Raw genomic sequence first — 16,378 nt, 5'->3', positions numbered from 1 at the left:
TGTCCGAATTTATCTTGCAAGTCCAGGTTCGAGTCCTGTTCCCGATACTAAACAGGACAAGCCAGTATTTATACTGGCTTTTTCTTTTTTAGAAGCTCCCGTACTCCTCGTTATTGTTGCATTTAGAGCGAATAAGAAATTGATTTCACTGGTTAGATATTGCCTGTTTTCTGGATTAATCGTTACACTTTTAGGAAAAATCAATTCTTGTAATTTTGTTTTTATTTCAAAGCTTCCCGAAGCCCAGTATTTACTGATGTTTTGAGAAAACATAACAATTGAATCTACAAAATCATCAAGGTTAGATATTTTTTTGCTCTGACTTTTGAGATTTTCATTTAATTGCAATAACTCTTTATCTATTTCTTCTTTATACGACTTGTATGTATAATCATCAATTACGTCATTCATAAGTTTGTCTACTAATTTTTGGGACTTCGCTTTTAAAGCGGATCAAGCTCAATTGTTGTGTTTATGCAAATATTCTGGTTAATCTAAAAAGGAAGAACTCTACATTTTTGACACCTCTGAACTGTGCTCTAAAAGCTTTTATTTTTGCAAGTTACTTTACAACAATTTTATTGTACTTGAAAAATACCAAATTAGGGGACTATCATTGTGCAATTATTCCTTTTATTTTTGAAAAAAACATATTGCTATAAAACAAGTATGTTAAAAACAATATGCTTTTCACTTTGAGAAAATCAACAAATCATCATTAACTTATTTTTTGTAAAAAATGTTACATATCATTCTTAATATTATTGTAGATGATCTTAATGAGCATTTAACAAATAAATATCAACTGGGGGGGCAAAATATTGTAATGTTAGCAAATGCTGCTAAAAAAGATTTTAATGAGGAAGGTTCTTCTTCCGAAGGTCAGGTTGTAGCGCATTTTTTAAATCTGGAGCAAGAGCATACCAGTAGTAATGAATTAATACAGAAGGAATCTTTTGATAATAAGATTCATGAAGTATATGAATCACAATATAAGGTATATCTACTTTTTGTTTTTCATTCCCAACAATACAGTCAGTCCTTGATGTTTCTGTCCGAAGTAGTTAATTACTATCAGGGGAAAAGATATTTAGAGCGTAGTAAGGACGGAACGAATGTGACCATTACTGATACAACAATTGCTTCTAATCCAGATTTTAAGGTAGAAATGATCTACCATAATATTAACCTAGAGGATTCTAATAATATGTGGTCTAATATAGGGAATAAGCAACAACCTTTTGCAATATATAAGTTACAGGTGATAGGATTTAGTCCAGCTGCAGATCATGCATATATAAGTGATCGAATTGAGTCGATTGATTCACAGAACCATGTAAATACCATTATTAATTGAAACTTATAAAAGCTAGAAAATTATGACAATTAGCTATCCTAATACACCTGGTGTAAAAATCAAGGAAGTATCAACATTACCTCCTAGTATAGTACAAGTATCAACTTCAATCCCTGCGTTTTTTGGTTATACTGAAAAAGGAGAGATCAATACAGGTATACGTATTAATTCTCTTAAAGAATATGAGGATCATTTTGGAGGAGCCTATCAATACAAAATAGAAATAACCGAATCTATGACCAATCCTCCTTCTGGACTTGGCACTTTTTTCTTCTATGAAGCTCTTAGAGCATATTTTATGAATGGAGGTGGTTCCTGTTATATTATTTCTCTAGGGCATTTTTCTGGCTCATCACCTATTACTGAAGCTTCATTAGGTGATTTTATAGGTAATAATCAATTAGGTGGAATTTATGAATTAGAGAAATTAGATGAACCTACTTTAGTTGTATGTCCAGAAGCGGTACAATTAAATATAGATGAATACGGAACTTTGGCCAAAACGATATTATCTATTTGTGCTAATATGAAAGATCGTTTTGCATTATTAGATGCTCCTAAAGAAGCAAATTTACTGGATAATAATAGCTCAAAAGGATTAGCAGCATATCGAACATCTTTAGGAACTACTAATTTATCATACGGAGCATCCTATTTTCCAAATGTTGAAACCATCATGACTTATACATTTGATGATGATAGTACATATGCAGGAACATCGATTAGTGCTTTAAAGGATACAGGAAGTGAAAATTATCTGGAAGCATCAAAATTGATGAAGTCATGGCCAGTGATACTACCTTCTTCTGTTTTTATGGCTGGTATTTGTGCAAATGTAGATCAAAATAAAGGTGTTTGGAACGCTCCTGCAAATATTTCATTAATTGGAGCAATAAAACCGGTAGCAGGAATTACCTCGGGACAGCAGGAAAAGTTGAATGTAGATGCAGATGGAGGAAAATCTATTAACGCTATCCGAAGTTTTTCTGGTAAAGGAACTATGGTTTGGGGAGCAAGAACATTAGCAGGAAATAATAACGAATGGCGTTATATTTCTGTTCGTAGATTTTTCATTACAGTTGAAGAATCGATAGGTAAAGCTTGTGATCAGTTCGTATTTGCTCCTAATGATGCAAATACGTGGGTTACACTTTCTTCAATGATATCTTCTTATTTACAAGGATTATGGAGAAGTGGTGCGTTGATGGGCGCAGTACCGGAAGAAGCTTTCTTTGTAAATATCGGATTGGGAAAAACAATGAGCAAACAAGATATTCTTGAAGGGATCATGCGTGTAGAAGTAGGATTAGCAACCGTAAGACCTGCTGAGTTTATCATCCTTTCTTTTACTCATAAAGTAGGTAAGTAATCACCATATAATTCTTAGTAGAATGAATACACCCGGTGTTTACATAAAAGAATTGAATTCTCTTGCCAACACAATCGCAGGAGCATCTACAGCCATACCGATTTTTATCGGATTTACCGAAAAAACTAATAAAACCAGAGCAAGACTTGTATCCATGCTTGAGTTTAAAGAAATCTTTGGAGAAGTGTATATTCCTGAATTCAAATTTGACATGAATGACAAAGATGAAATACTTGATATACTTCCTTCTAAACGATTTTTTTTATCTGATTGTATACAACTTTATTTTAAGAATGGAGGAGGTCCCTGTTATGTTATCAGTGCAGGAAACTATGAAACATTAAATATACAGGAAGCACTACAATTAGCAATAAATCAAATTCTTCTGGATGATGTAAATGAAGCTAATTTGATCTGTGTTCCAGACTTGCATGTTCAGAAAACTATTGACAATAAAAGAGTTTCGGTCTTAAGCCTTTCGCAATTTGGAACTTTGTTAAGCGATATTCTTAATAAATGTGGAGAAGATAAAAATAAGTTTTTGATTCATGATGTGCTAACTGTAAATCGTAACCCTAAAAAGGATGCAGATACTACAAGAAAGGTAATAAACCCAAGCATTGATAATTTAAAATATGGAGCTTGTTATTACCCATGGATCTCCTCTGGCACATCTCAAGAAATAATTTTTGAAGAACTCGATCTGGGGATTTTGAAAGGAGTATATACAAAAGAACAAATTAATCTTGAAAATCAGATAAAGAGACTATCCAAAGAATTAAAAGAACCATGGTCTACTTATTTCCCAATAGGATCGGATACACCATTACTTACAAATATCCAAAGAAGGTTTAAAGAGAAAAGTGAAGACTTTGTAAACTCTGGAAAAAACACTAAACAAAAATTCACCAATGTTTTTAAATATCTATATGAGCTTATCAATGGATTATATCTATTAGAAAAGAGTTCAGAAATAATTGCTTTACAGCAATGGGTGAAACAAGTGAAAAGTAATGATTTATTTGTTAAGGAGATTGAAAAACTACTTAGTTTTAAAGGGATATGTGATGCTTATAAAAACGGAGACCTTACTTTGGTAGATAAAACTACAACCTTAATTGATGATGAAGCACGCTCTTGGTATTCACTCAATCCCAAAAATAGTACAACGGTAGAATCGATTGAAGAAGATGATCAGTTGTCAGAGTATGTTATAGATTTTTCTGATGATGGTGGCATTAAAGATAAACGATTACAAATACTACAAGATTTGAAATCTGGAAAGTTTGTGAATTTAGAGATTATTTTTTCTGGAATTGCAACTATATATGAAAGTGGATCTTTTTCATTAAATCAGGCAAAGAAAAAAATAGTAGCAGAACATCCAGCGTATAAATCAGCAAAAAAAGCTGTAAAGCATTATATGCAACAACAACCCTCTGTAGGAGCTGTTATGGGATTATATGCTCAGAATGACCGAACAAAAGGAGTATGGTCTTCTCCGGCAAACTTAAGTTTACAAGGAGTGAAGGGTCCTGTCACAGTTATAACACGTAGTCAACAAGATGCATTAAATGTAGATCCTACTACAGGAAAATCAATTAATGTGATTCGTAATTTCACAGGTAGAGGAACTTTACTATGGGGAGCACGTACTCTTGCTGGTAATTCTAATGAATGGAGATATATATCAGTAAGGCGTTTTTTCAATTTTGCAGAAAAATCTATCGAACAAGCGATTACTCCACTATTGTTTTCTGCAAATAATGCCCAAACCTGGGTACGGGTTAAAGCAATGATTACCAGTTTTTTGATCCAGCAATGGCAAGAAGGGGCATTGGTCGGACAATCCCAAGAAGAAGCATTTACAGTATCTATTGGTTTGGGCGAAACAATGTCTGAGCAAGACGTTATTGCAGGTAAAATGATTGTAAGTATCGGAATGGCAGTGGTGAGGCCAGCAGAATTTATCACCATTCAATTTAGTCATTATTTAAAATCATAAAAATTTTCTTTCAATTATGAGTAATTATGTATTGTCAACTTTTCGTTTTCGTGTAGATTGGGAAGGTACAAAAATAGGTTTTCAAGAAGTTAGTGGTTTCAGTTTTGAGCATGATGTTATCTCTTATGAACATGGTGCGATGGCAGAAAGTGTGCCTATGAAAAGTCCAGGTAAACCTAAATATGGAGAAATCACATTAAAAAGTGGGATGTTTGCTAATGATGAAGATTCGATGAACTGGTTTAATGCCATAAAAACAGATGATGAAGCTCGTCGTAATATTACTATTACAATGCTTAATGCAAAATTGGAACCCGTTATCGTTTGGGAAGTGCGAAAAGCATGGGTCAAAAAACTGGATCCAGCATCATTAAAAGCTGGATCGAGTGAAGCTGCGATAGAAACAATGACGCTCTGCAATGAAGGTTATACACAAAAAATGGTATAATAGTGTCAAGTATATTTCCACATAAAAGCTATCGATTTAAAGTTTCTTTTTTGTTTGGTAATATTGAGGTAGAGGGATATTTTCAGTCCATTGATGGTTTAAAAGGAGGATATTCCACAAACCCGTATGCCGAGGGTGGAGTTGCTGCCTTTTCTCATCAACTTACCAACAGGTCTTCTTTTGGCCCCCTTACCTTAAAAAGGGGGTTAACAAAAGACCGAGCCCTATTTACATGGTGTGAAGCTACGTTTCAAACAATGACAACAGTACCTGCAAATATTCTGATATCACTGTTAGATGAAAATAAGCAGCCTATCGATAATTGGTTAATTGTTCACGCGATTCCATTCAATTGGGATGTGAGCAGTTTTGATGCAACTCAATCAAAAATAGCTTTTGAAACTATAAAACTAAACTATCAATATTTTACAAGAATATAACAATGCCTATAGAAATTAAAGAGCTACATGTGAGAGTACATACAGATAGCACATCAATACATTCTAGTTCAGATTATTCTCCTCAAGGGAAAGAATCTAATTATTTGGATCAAATGTCCCATAAAGATGTTGAAGAAATGATAAGTAAGCAATTTAAAAACAAGAAAGAACGGTAAGGTAAAAAATCATGAATAGGAGCTATCGACAGCACATGCTGATTAAGGAAGTATTGGATACCTCCCCAGAATCAAAGTGGAAAACCCATACTGTACTAGTAAACCCTGCTAGTTACAGTATTGATTATTCTAATGGTTATAAAGATTTGTATGTTCCTGGTGCTACATCACCTAGCCATCATTTTTCCAATATTACACCTTCAGTTTTAAAGATCCAGTTACTTTTTGATAGCACAGGATCTTTAGGGGTAACAACACTAAATCCTGTAAAAGGGATTATGGCACAGATTAATGATTTTTTGGATATAGTGTATCGACCTGATAAAGAAAAGAAACGCCCTAGAAGATTACAATTAATTTGGGGGCCTATGTTATTTGAAGGGGTAGCATCATCTATTAATATTGAATATACACATTTTGATAGATTTGGATCTCCGATTAGAGCAAAAGCCAAATGTAAATTTATGGAACAAAATAAAAGTAAAAACACAAAAGAGCGGATCTCACAGGAAAAGAAGTCTACAGGAGTATCATCTAAAAATGAAAAGCATTTTGTACATACCCTTTCTCAGAATGGGAGGGGCTATGATGAAGAATTAAAAAAAATACCCTACGATCAATTACCTAATTCCCTAAGAGGCAATATATCAAGTGTATTTAGTGAAAATGATGTAACCTGAAACCAATAGACGCAATAGAAAAAAGCATGATAGTTGAAATATTCATAGACGGGAAAACCGAAATATCTCAAGATAATTCTTGGAGTTTGATGAATTTAACTGTAGATAGAGCGGTTGAGGTCATACCGAAAGCATATCTGGAATTTGTTAATGAGGAAATCTTTAATGAAGATATGTATGATAATGATTTGTTACACTTAGGCAGTACTATTGAAGTCAAGGCAGGTTATGATAATACTACCTCCATTTTTAAAGGAGTAATTACCCATTTACGTAGCAAAAATAAGCAAAACACCTTTTTTCTTGAAGTAGAGTGCAGGGATATTGCATATAGAATGAGCTTAGGTAAAAAATTGAGATTTTATCATAACGATCTTTCATCAAATGAAGAAACCGTACCTACAATGACTGATGATCAGTTGTTCCAAAGATTAGGAAAAATTTATGAAATCCCCATCAAGATAGAAGCACTAAATAATGACGAATATCAAGATGTGGTTCATGAAAATTTACCACAATATAGTACTACTGATTGGGATTTTTTAGTAATCAGAGCACAAGCTACAGGAAGATTAGTCTCTTGTGAGAATGGAACAATACGTTTGGTCGTCCCACAACCGGACGAAGCAAATGAAGTAGAAACTTTAAGTTTTGGAGGTAAAAGACCCAATGTTATAGAGTTTAATACAGAAATGGACGGGAGGTTACATGCTAATAAAATAGCAATAACATCATGGGATATAGACGAACAAAAGGCTCAGATAGAACAAGATAAAACCATAGTTTGGGAGAGACAAAAAAATAACACTGTTACTGAGATAGCTGATAAAACAGGTGTCACAACAAGTAATTATTATCATGCGGGTGATTTGTTAAAATCAGAATCGAAAACGTTTGGATATGCAACCATGCAACGTAATACATTATCCAAAATACGGGGGACTTTTACAATTTTTGGTACTAATTCCATATCACCAGGAGATTGGGTTAAAATTGAAGGATTGGGAAAAAACTGGAATGGATTATTTTTTGTAGGAGGAGTTCGACATTTTATAAAAGAAGAATGGTTTACAACAGTTCAGATAGGTATTGATCCCGAATCACATTTAGAAAGATATCCTATCCAAGGGCAATCTACCATGGATCTCATGCCTCCGATTTGTGGACTCGTATATGGAAAAGTAGTGGGATATGCAAAAAGTACAGGAGGATATGAAATGATTGAAGTGGCAATATTTTCTCCTGATAAAGAATCTTCTGATGATACTTTCAACACTCTTTTTGCCAGAATATCTACAATTTTTGCGGGAGCTACAGGAAGTACTGTTTTTAGACCAGATATTAACGATGAGGTAGTATTAGGGTTCATTGGTAATGACCCTAGGTTTCCTGTTGTTCTAGGCTCTTTGCATAATACTAAAACGCTACCAGAATGGCCGCTAGAAAAAGGGGCTAATGATCAGGAAGAGCAATTTAAAAAAGGGTTACACATTAAGAAAAAAGAAAAAAAAGAAGAGTCCTGGAATTTGTTATTTGATGATAGGGAAGAAAAAATGGAAATCTCATCTACCAACAAGTTTATGATTCAATTAGATGATAAAAATGATAAACTAACAATAAGTAGCACTAAACAAAATAATATGATCATTATGGACAATAACGGAATTACGCTTAAATCTGATAAGGGGATTCGGTTAGAAAAATCCAATGGTACTACAATTAATCTAGATAAAGACTTTGTTTTAAATGCCGATAAAGGTAATGTAATTATCAAAGGTAAAGAAATAGCACATAAGGCAAAGACAAGTGCCAAAACAGATGCAACAACTATTAAATTTAACTAATGTAATCATGGCAAAACCCATACTAACTGTTCAAGATTTTTACACAAACCCACAAATGCAGGGTGGAATATCACCAGCAATAGCAGTAGGTTCTACAAGTATGTTTATAGACAAAAAACCTGTATTAACAGCCAATGATAGTATTGTTCCCATACCAGATCAAGCATTAGCCTTACCTAATGGAGTATTTCATCATGGAAACCCGGTCATAGTGTTGAACGATGCCACTAAAAACGGAGGAACATTCCCAGCCCCTAATCGATTATCAACTGTAGCACTATAATATATGAGTATTTCGAACAGTATTGAAAAAAGGTGGTCATTTCCACCAAAATTTGATAATAGATCTGGGCAAATCGAATTGGTTGGAGATATAGATGCAATCGCCCAGAATCTAGAAATAATTGTTAATACCCGTTTAGGAGAACGCGTATTACGATCTCAATTTGGTTCACGTACCCATGAACTTCTATTCGAATCTATAACCGAGAACATGAAGACATATATGACACAAAGTCTTAAAGAATCTATCGAACTAAACGAACCAAGAATCGATATTACTGATATGCGTATAGATCAACCAGATGTAACTATTGGTAAACTATCCATTCATATAGTGTTTGAGGTAATAGCTACCAAAGAATCTCAAAACCTTGTTTTACCCTATTATTTACCGAATATTTCATTATGAGTAAGCAACAATCTACGAGATTACAAATATTACAACAAGGAGGAACACATCAGTTTCAAAGATTATCTCAGGCACTTGAAGAAGACTTTGTGAAGATAGAAAATCGACATTCTAATGAATTGTTATCCTATGCAATTCGATTTGCATCACATATTCAATACTATAATATTAATAATATTCCTGATGGAGATTGGGCCGTATTTTTTGATGCACCGGATAATAAACCTCAAAAAACATTATTTATTGGTTTTCTGAGATTGTTAGAATTGTTAAAAGAATTCTCTAATGGTTTAACAAAAAGACACTTAGAGTATTATTATAAGGAAGTATTACAAATGGTAGAAAAAGAAGCACATCCGGCAAAAGTTCATGTGTTTTTTGAATGTGCAAATACCTTAAAAGAAAAATATCTTTCTAAGGATACCTTATTAGAAGCTGGAACTTCTGCAACCGGAGAAAAAATTTTATTCCGATTAGCAGAAGAAATTCTGGTCAATAAAGCTCGTATTGCTGCTACCAAATCACAATTTATAGAATCTTCCGATTTGGGTAATAGAATGTTTGTATTACAAGATTCCAAACAACCTAAAAATGCAAAAGGACCTGCCCCTTACTGGAATCTATTCGGAGAATCTCAAACTCATTCAAAAATACAAGAAAATAACATTCCCGTTTTTAAACCCGACAATGAAAGAACAATGAACGAAGCTCAAGTTGGTTTTGCAATTTGTTCCTCTTTGTTAGAACTGAATGAAGGTCATCGTACTATTATGGTAAAGTTACTAATAGATAAAACGACACTTACCAAAGAACCATTACATACGTATTTTGATTTTTATATAAGTGGGGTAAAAGGATGGATAAAAATTCAAAATGTAAAAACATCAAGAACAGGTGCCAAAGAGTTAACCAACAGTGTTAATCCTAAAGAAATACAACAAAGAGATTACCAACAAGTACTGCTGTGTTTAGAATTAGCTCCAACAGAAGACCCAATAATACAGTATCATCAAAAAATACATGAAGGTCACTTTAAAACGTCGCATCCGGTATTAAAAATGATATTAAAACACCCAAATGATAAGCAACTCAGTACTGATTTTGTGTATGGCTACGAAGTGTTAAAAAATATTCGATTACGAAGAGTAGGGTTGCAAGTAAAAGTTTTGGGGGTAAAAAAATTATGGATTCAGAATGACCAGGGTACAGTAGATGCATCCAAACCTTTTTTTCCATTTGGTTTAAAACCTGTCATAGGAAGTCATTGTACCATAGGACATCCGAATGTCTTTAGGCAACCATTATCCAGTATATCTTTTAAACTTAAATGGAAAGATACCCCAGAAAACTTTGCTACGTATTATAAACAATATACAGGAGCAGATGAACTAATACAAAACAGTGCTTTTACAACATGTATATCCTTATTAGAAAACTATCAATGGAATCAAATATCTTCTAAGTTGGATCCTCCTTCAATTTTTAATAAAAACGATGCTACCAAAGAGGTTACCATAGTCATAAAAGACTCCGAGATACTCGAAGGAATAAAAAGGAAGGAAGATATTTTGGAAGGTACAGAGTGGGATTTTAATACCCCACACAGCTATCTACGATTTACACTTAACAATCCAGATATCAAAGGACTTAAAGCTTTTGGTCATACCAACTATACAGAAGTGGCAATCAACCAGGGGCAAGGGGTAGCAATATCTCCTCCATATACGCCATTACTAGAAGAGATCAGCCTAGATTACACATCTCAATTTATAGATTTTGATTTAAAATCAGAATCCCAGTATAAAGAACAGTTTTTACATATTAATCCTTTTGGGATATCCAATATTGGGAACCATGAAACTGGCGATCCCTATTTGCTTACGCAGTATACTGCAGAAGGATATTTATACCTTGGTTTGGAGGGATTAAATTTACCTCAATCAGTAACCATACTTTTTCAAATGGAAGAAGGAACAGGAAACACTGAGGATGAGTTATTAGATACTAATATCACGTGGAGTTATTTGTCTGGATCTGCATGGGTACCCATAGAAAAGTTTAGGATTAGTAAAGATACAACAAGAGGATTAGTAAATACAGGAATAATACGCCTTGATCTTCCGGTAGGACTCTCTAAGGAACATAGGCACATGCCGTCTAATCTCTATTGGATACGTGCAGAATTGCCAGCTCATGCAGCTACAATAGACAATGTACGTAATATACATACTCAAGTAATAGAAGCTGTACAAATAGCCCCAAAAAAAGAGATGTTACCAATAGAATCGGGAAGTATCTCCAGCCTCTCTGGTAATCAAAAAGGGATTACAAAAGTGAAACAATTATATCCTTCCTTTGGAGGGAAAAATGCTGAAGAAAATCAATCTTTTTATAGTAGGGTAAGCGAACGTATCAGACATAAAGATCGGGCAATAACCATTTGGGATTATGAACGATTGATTTTGGGAGAGTTTCCCGATATCTACAAAGTTAAATGTTTGATTAATACAAATGAGTATGGTAATTATGCATCTGGAAACACGCTACTTGCTGTAATTCCGAATATCAGAAATCACGGATTAGGAAATGTTTTTGAGCCAAAAGCTAGTGCAAACCGAAGAACAAAAATCAAAGAGTTTTTAAGCAAACGAACCAGCCCATTTGTAAAACTACATATAACTAACCCTACCTATGAACCCATAAGTCTACATTTCAAAGTAGGTTTTCATAAAGGTAAGGACGAAGGGTTTTATGGAAGGAAATTATATGAAGAAATTCAACAGTTTTTATCACCCTGGGCATTCGAAACAGGACACGATCTCCCATTTGGAGGAAAAACATATAAATCCACCCTTCTTAAATTTATTGAGAATATAGAATATGTAGATTTTGTAAATGATTTTAGCTTGTATCATAAGTACAAGAGTGACAATCTGGTAAACAGACTGGTAAACGAATTAACAAGCCCATTAGATCCATACGAAACAATACCCGTTGTTTATGAATTGAAAACGAAAACAACCATTATTACCCGTCTTAAAATCAGATTCTATAAAGGGTTAAACATAGCTAAAGATGGCAAACCCATTAGATATCAATTGATAGATGAGCTTCAGCTTATTCTTAAAAATGCAGAAGAAAGAGGAAAAAGAATTACAAAAAATATGCTTCTAAGGGTACTAAAAAGCATGCACTATATAGATAAAATTGTAGACATAGACTTTTACTTTATAAAAGATGATTGGGTAATCGAGGATACTGATGTTGTACATGCTAAAACAGCAAAGAGCATTTTAGTTTCTTCAGACAATCATAGTATAGAGGTTTATAAATCTGGAGATTATAAATGTGAAGGTAATTTAATTATTGGTATTGGTCAAATGGTCATACAGGTAGATTTTATAACAGATTAATTTTTTGTGATGAGTAGTAATACTAAAGAAAACAGAAAACAATTAAAAACTTTTTTCGAAGCAGGAGATCGTCCTACAGAAGCACAGTTTTCTAAGTTGATTAACTCGGTGGTCGTGCAACAATCTGATAAGTTATTTATCAATAATCAGCATGAAATCGGAATTGGACAAGCCCCTGAAGATAGTAAAAGGCTCACCATAAACGGCATAGTGAAAATAAATAATGGAAGCTTAATTACCAATGAAGGAGGGATTAAATTGAAAGGAAATGGAAATACCATTGATTTACAACCAGGAGGTATTAGTTATTTGAATTCCGATAAAATAGGAATTGGCGTTGAAAACCCTCAAAAAAAACTACATATCCGTGTATATAACGAACCAGAAAGATCAGGTGCTGCTCCATTTATGATAGAAAATAGTGAACCAAACAACAAATGGGTTGGGATGCTATGGAGAAGAGAAGGAAAAAGAGATTGGGGGGTATATTCTGAAGATGGAGATTTTAGCATTTGGCAGTCGGATGCTTACAATTCGCCATCAGGAACTTATCCATTGATCATAAAGGAAAATGGAAATATAGGTATCGGAACAACAGAACCTCGTGAAACATTAGACGTTAAGGGGAAACTTCGTGTTTCTGACAACAATCTTGTGGAAGGTGCAACCATGTACTATCAACAGGCTGATCATATTAAAACAAAATATATAGATCGATGGCCCGATAAACACGAACGTGCAGTAATATTTAAACCAGAAGCCTATCAGGATGTTCATGGTGCTGGTGGAGCTGGTTTTCAATTCTGGACTCAAGGAATAGTAAGGGGAGAATCAGAAAATTATACTAGTGGACATAAACAGGCAATGGTCATTAGAAAAGATGGGAAGATAGGTATAGGTATTGCCAATCCATCGGCTAAGTTCCACGTTGTAGGAGGGACTACGAGACTTGAGACATATAACACAACAAGCAATGCGTTGATTATTGGAGGGCTCTATCATAGCGGTAACAACCCTGCAACCAAAGTTTCTTTTGGAGGAGATGGCACTAGATACGGTGCAATGTGGTGGGTACCTGGTTTATCCAAGTTTCATTTTGTACATTCTGTGAATGATTGGTTTGGAGGAAATGGACCGGAAAGTAATACACCTGCAGGGTATTCTACTCTTGTAGCTTATACAGAAGAGCCATCTGATAGAAGACTTAAAAAAAATATTAAATCGCTTCCCTTATTACAATCAGAAAAACTAAATAAAGTACAAGGCATAGAATATCAGCTAATTAATGAGGAGCAAACCAAAATTGGTTTTATCGCTCAGGATTTGATGAAAGTTTATCCCGAATTGGTAAGTAAAGGGTTGGATGGCTATCATACGGTAAACTATACTGGTCTCATTCCAGTGCTGGTAGAAGCTTTTAAAGAATTGCAATTAGAAATTAACAAATTGAAAAATAATAATAAGAAAACGAACCTATCATGAAAATTGAAGTAACTACAGAACAATTAAATCAGATCCTTAATGCACTAGCACAACAACCTTTTATTCAGGTACACGAAATTATAAATGAATTACAACAACAGGCACAAGCACAGTTACATGAAAATACTGAGCCAAAAAAACTAAAAGAAAGAAAACCAGCTAAGCAGGCGGTATAATGAAGGCTAATAAATTGATGCGAAAATTGATTTCGTAAAGAATCCAGAATCTTGTTACAACAAGACATGATTAGTTTGAAAAATAAACAGGAAGAATACAACGGCCAATAGCATCTAGAGTATAAAATTAAGATAAGATGAGTTCAAACAAAGAAAATAGAAAAAAATTAAAAACTTTTTTCGAAGCAGGAGATCGCCCTACAGAAGCCCAGTTCTCTAAGTTGATTAACTCTGTGGTCGTGCAACAATCTGATAAGTTATTTATCAATAATCAACACGAAATCGGACTTGGGCAAGACCCCGAAAATGGAAAGCGATTGACTATTCTTGGAGAGGTAAAAATAAATAACGGGGGTTTGGTAACTAATGGAGGAGGGATCAAGTTAATCGAGAACGGAAATGGGATCAATCTGCAACCAGATGGAGTTAGTTACTTTAGTTCTGATAAGATTGGGATTGGAGTCGAGGATCCAAATAAGAAACTACATATTCGTACCGGCAATGAACCCGAAAGAGCAGGTGCTACTCCATTTATGATAGAAAATAGTGAACCAAACAACGAATGGGTTGGGATGCTATGGAGAAGAGAAGGAAAAAGAGATTGGGGAGTATATTCTGAAGATGGAGATTTTAGCATTTGGCAATCCGACACGTATAATTCACCGTCAGGAAGTTACCCGTTTGTTATAAAAGAGAATGGTAACATTGGTATAGGAACTACAGATCCGGATGCCCAACTATGTGTCCATACTTCATCAGGAAAAAGGAGCATCATGCTAGAAGGGGGAACTCCTGTTAATCATGATACTTTAGTCAATATTTGGAATCTACCTCCAACTGATGGAACAAGTGATGGAACTATAAATTTTATAACAAGTGATTGGAATAATTCTAATGGTTTAGGTTTGATTAAATCAGCTTACGTTGCATCTCCTGTAGTCTGGATGTATGAATTTGAAGGTAGAAATGCCTTTACTGTAGCTAGAAAAAGACATAGAAGCTCTGGTCAGGATGCTTCTAAGATAGGTGATGATCTAATACCATTATTTCAGATAAGAGAAAATGGGAACGTAGGTATAGGCACTGTTCAACCACAACAAGAACTACATATTCAAAAAGACACAAATGACTCTTATTTGTTACTTGAAAATACAAATCAGAACCCTTATTATGTAGGTATGCAGTTTAAAACTAATAATCAGGTTTGGGGGCTTTTTTCTGATAGAAATATCGTAGATCAAGGGTTTGGAATTTATCAAAATCCTAATGGAACAGGAAATATTTCAGGAGGGTATCATTTAGTAGTTTCAGGAAAAGGTAATGTAGGTATAGGTACAACCAATCCAAAAGATATGTTATCCTTGGGTGCGAATCAGTTAAATTTTAACCCTTACATTGATTTCGGAAACTACACACGTACGGCGTTGATAAAAACATTAGGGGGATTAGTAATAAATATTGATTCTAATAACAACGATGAAAACTCTCATTTTGCAATTACGAAAGATGATGGAGCTCAAGAATTATTTAAGATTACTGATAATGGTAACATTGCCATAGGAGAAACAACGATAGATAATTATAAACTAACAATATCAGGATCTTTAAATGTTGGAGGTGAAGGTGATGCAGAGATAAAGGTAAGACATATTAAGGGTAAAAGTTTTACATCTTCAGACTATGATCCTCTTTATCTTAACTATGGGACAGGATACCCTGTATACATTGGCTATGGAGGTACAAGTAGTTCTCTTGAGGTTAATGGTAAGGTATACTCACAGGGTAGTGAGTTAACTTCTGACAAACGTTTTAAAAAAAACATAGATACTTTATCAGGTACATTAGTCCAAAAATTAACAGAGATAAGAGGGGTGTCATACGAGTTTGATGGAGATAACTTTCAGGACAGAGGTTTTGATAAAGGTATACAACTTGGCGTTATCGCTCAGGAAGTAAAAGAAATTTTTCCACAATTAGTCACCCTTGGTAATGATGGATTTTATACGGTTAACTACAACGGTTTCATTCCTCTGGTCATAGAGGCCATTAAAAAACTGCAATTAGAAATTAACAAATTGAAAAATAATAATAAGAAAACGAACCTATCATGAACATTGAAGTAACTACAGAACAATTAAATCAGATCCTTAATGCACTAGCACAACAACCTTTTATTCAGGTACACGAAATTATAAATGAATTACAACAACAGGCACAAGCACAGTTACATGAAAATACTGAGCCAAAAAAACTAAAAGAAAGAAAACCAGCTAAGCAGGCGGTATAATGAAGGCTAA

Annotated in this window: 16 protein-coding genes; 15 read left to right on the top strand and 1 reads right to left on the bottom strand. The window is 34.2% G+C overall.

Annotated features, from left to right (window positions below; genetic code table 11):
* Positions 1-9 precede the first annotated feature (9 nt).
* Positions 10-411, bottom strand: a complete 402-nt coding sequence (locus tag N456_RS03840) for a hypothetical protein (protein WP_062054100.1) — start codon at positions 409-411, stop codon at positions 10-12.
* Between the two features lie 328 nt (positions 412-739).
* Between N456_RS03840 and N456_RS03835 the strand changes: the two genes are divergently transcribed.
* The 15 genes from N456_RS03835 to N456_RS03770 all read left to right on the top strand — a co-directional run bounded on the left by N456_RS03835 (position 740) and on the right by N456_RS03770 (position 16,368).
* On the top strand, positions 740-1,357 hold the full coding sequence (locus N456_RS03835; protein ID WP_062054098.1) for a Pvc16 family protein: 618 nt from the start codon (positions 740-742) through the stop codon (positions 1,355-1,357).
* A 22-nt stretch (positions 1,358-1,379) separates the two neighbouring features.
* Positions 1,380-2,726 (top strand): phage tail sheath family protein, encoded by a 1,347-nt coding sequence (locus tag N456_RS03830; RefSeq protein ID WP_062054096.1) that lies wholly within the window; start codon positions 1,380-1,382, stop codon positions 2,724-2,726.
* 22 nt (positions 2,727-2,748) lie between these two features.
* On the top strand, positions 2,749-4,731 hold the full coding sequence (locus N456_RS03825; protein WP_062054092.1) for a phage tail sheath family protein: 1,983 nt from the start codon (positions 2,749-2,751) through the stop codon (positions 4,729-4,731).
* Positions 4,732-4,762: 31 nt separating this feature from the next.
* The gene (locus N456_RS03820) at positions 4,763-5,179 is read left to right on the top strand and encodes a phage tail protein (protein WP_158447819.1); all 417 of its coding nucleotides are present in this window, start codon (positions 4,763-4,765) and stop codon (positions 5,177-5,179) included.
* Positions 5,180-5,181: 2 nt separating this feature from the next.
* On the top strand, positions 5,182-5,619 hold the full coding sequence (locus tag N456_RS03815) for a phage tail protein (RefSeq protein ID WP_062054088.1): 438 nt from the start codon (positions 5,182-5,184) through the stop codon (positions 5,617-5,619).
* Between the two features lie 2 nt (positions 5,620-5,621).
* Complete coding sequence (locus N456_RS24230) at positions 5,622-5,795, top strand: DUF5908 family protein (RefSeq protein WP_158447818.1); 174 nt, start codon at positions 5,622-5,624, stop codon at positions 5,793-5,795.
* 11 nt (positions 5,796-5,806) lie between these two features.
* A complete protein-coding gene (locus N456_RS03810) occupies positions 5,807-6,475 on the top strand; it encodes a CIS tube protein (RefSeq protein WP_148639179.1) in 669 nt (222 codons plus the stop codon).
* Positions 6,476-6,501: 26 nt separating this feature from the next.
* Positions 6,502-8,319, top strand: a complete 1,818-nt coding sequence (locus tag N456_RS03805) for a phage baseplate assembly protein V (protein WP_062054084.1) — start codon at positions 6,502-6,504, stop codon at positions 8,317-8,319.
* Positions 8,294-8,602: a PAAR domain-containing protein gene (locus tag N456_RS03800; RefSeq protein WP_062054082.1), complete on the top strand. Its 309-nt coding sequence runs from the start codon at positions 8,294-8,296 to the stop codon at positions 8,600-8,602. The genes N456_RS03805 and N456_RS03800 overlap by 26 nt, the downstream gene beginning before the upstream one ends.
* 3 nt (positions 8,603-8,605) lie before the next feature.
* Positions 8,606-9,010, top strand: coding sequence for a GPW/gp25 family protein (locus N456_RS03795; RefSeq protein WP_062054080.1), 405 nt, complete (start codon positions 8,606-8,608; stop codon positions 9,008-9,010).
* A complete protein-coding gene (locus N456_RS03790) occupies positions 9,007-12,423 on the top strand; it encodes a hypothetical protein (RefSeq protein ID WP_062054078.1) in 3,417 nt (1,138 codons plus the stop codon). The genes N456_RS03795 and N456_RS03790 overlap by 4 nt, the downstream gene beginning before the upstream one ends.
* A 9-nt stretch (positions 12,424-12,432) precedes the next feature.
* A complete protein-coding gene (locus tag N456_RS03785; RefSeq protein ID WP_062054076.1) occupies positions 12,433-13,905 on the top strand; it encodes a tail fiber domain-containing protein in 1,473 nt (490 codons plus the stop codon).
* A complete protein-coding gene (locus N456_RS03780; protein WP_062054074.1) occupies positions 13,902-14,081 on the top strand; it encodes a hypothetical protein in 180 nt (59 codons plus the stop codon). The genes N456_RS03785 and N456_RS03780 overlap by 4 nt, the downstream gene beginning before the upstream one ends.
* A 137-nt stretch (positions 14,082-14,218) precedes the next feature.
* Positions 14,219-16,192, top strand: coding sequence for a tail fiber domain-containing protein (locus N456_RS03775; protein ID WP_062054072.1), 1,974 nt, complete (start codon positions 14,219-14,221; stop codon positions 16,190-16,192).
* Positions 16,189-16,368, top strand: coding sequence for a hypothetical protein (locus N456_RS03770; RefSeq protein ID WP_062054070.1), 180 nt, complete (start codon positions 16,189-16,191; stop codon positions 16,366-16,368). Before N456_RS03775 ends, N456_RS03770 begins: the two co-directional genes overlap by 4 nt.
* Positions 16,369-16,378: the final 10 nt, after the last annotated feature.

It is taken from the genome of Aquimarina longa SW024 (genome assembly GCF_001401755.1).
Taxonomy (GTDB): domain Bacteria; phylum Bacteroidota; class Bacteroidia; order Flavobacteriales; family Flavobacteriaceae; genus Aquimarina; species Aquimarina longa.
This window is presented reverse-complemented; position numbering and strand designations above follow the sequence as displayed.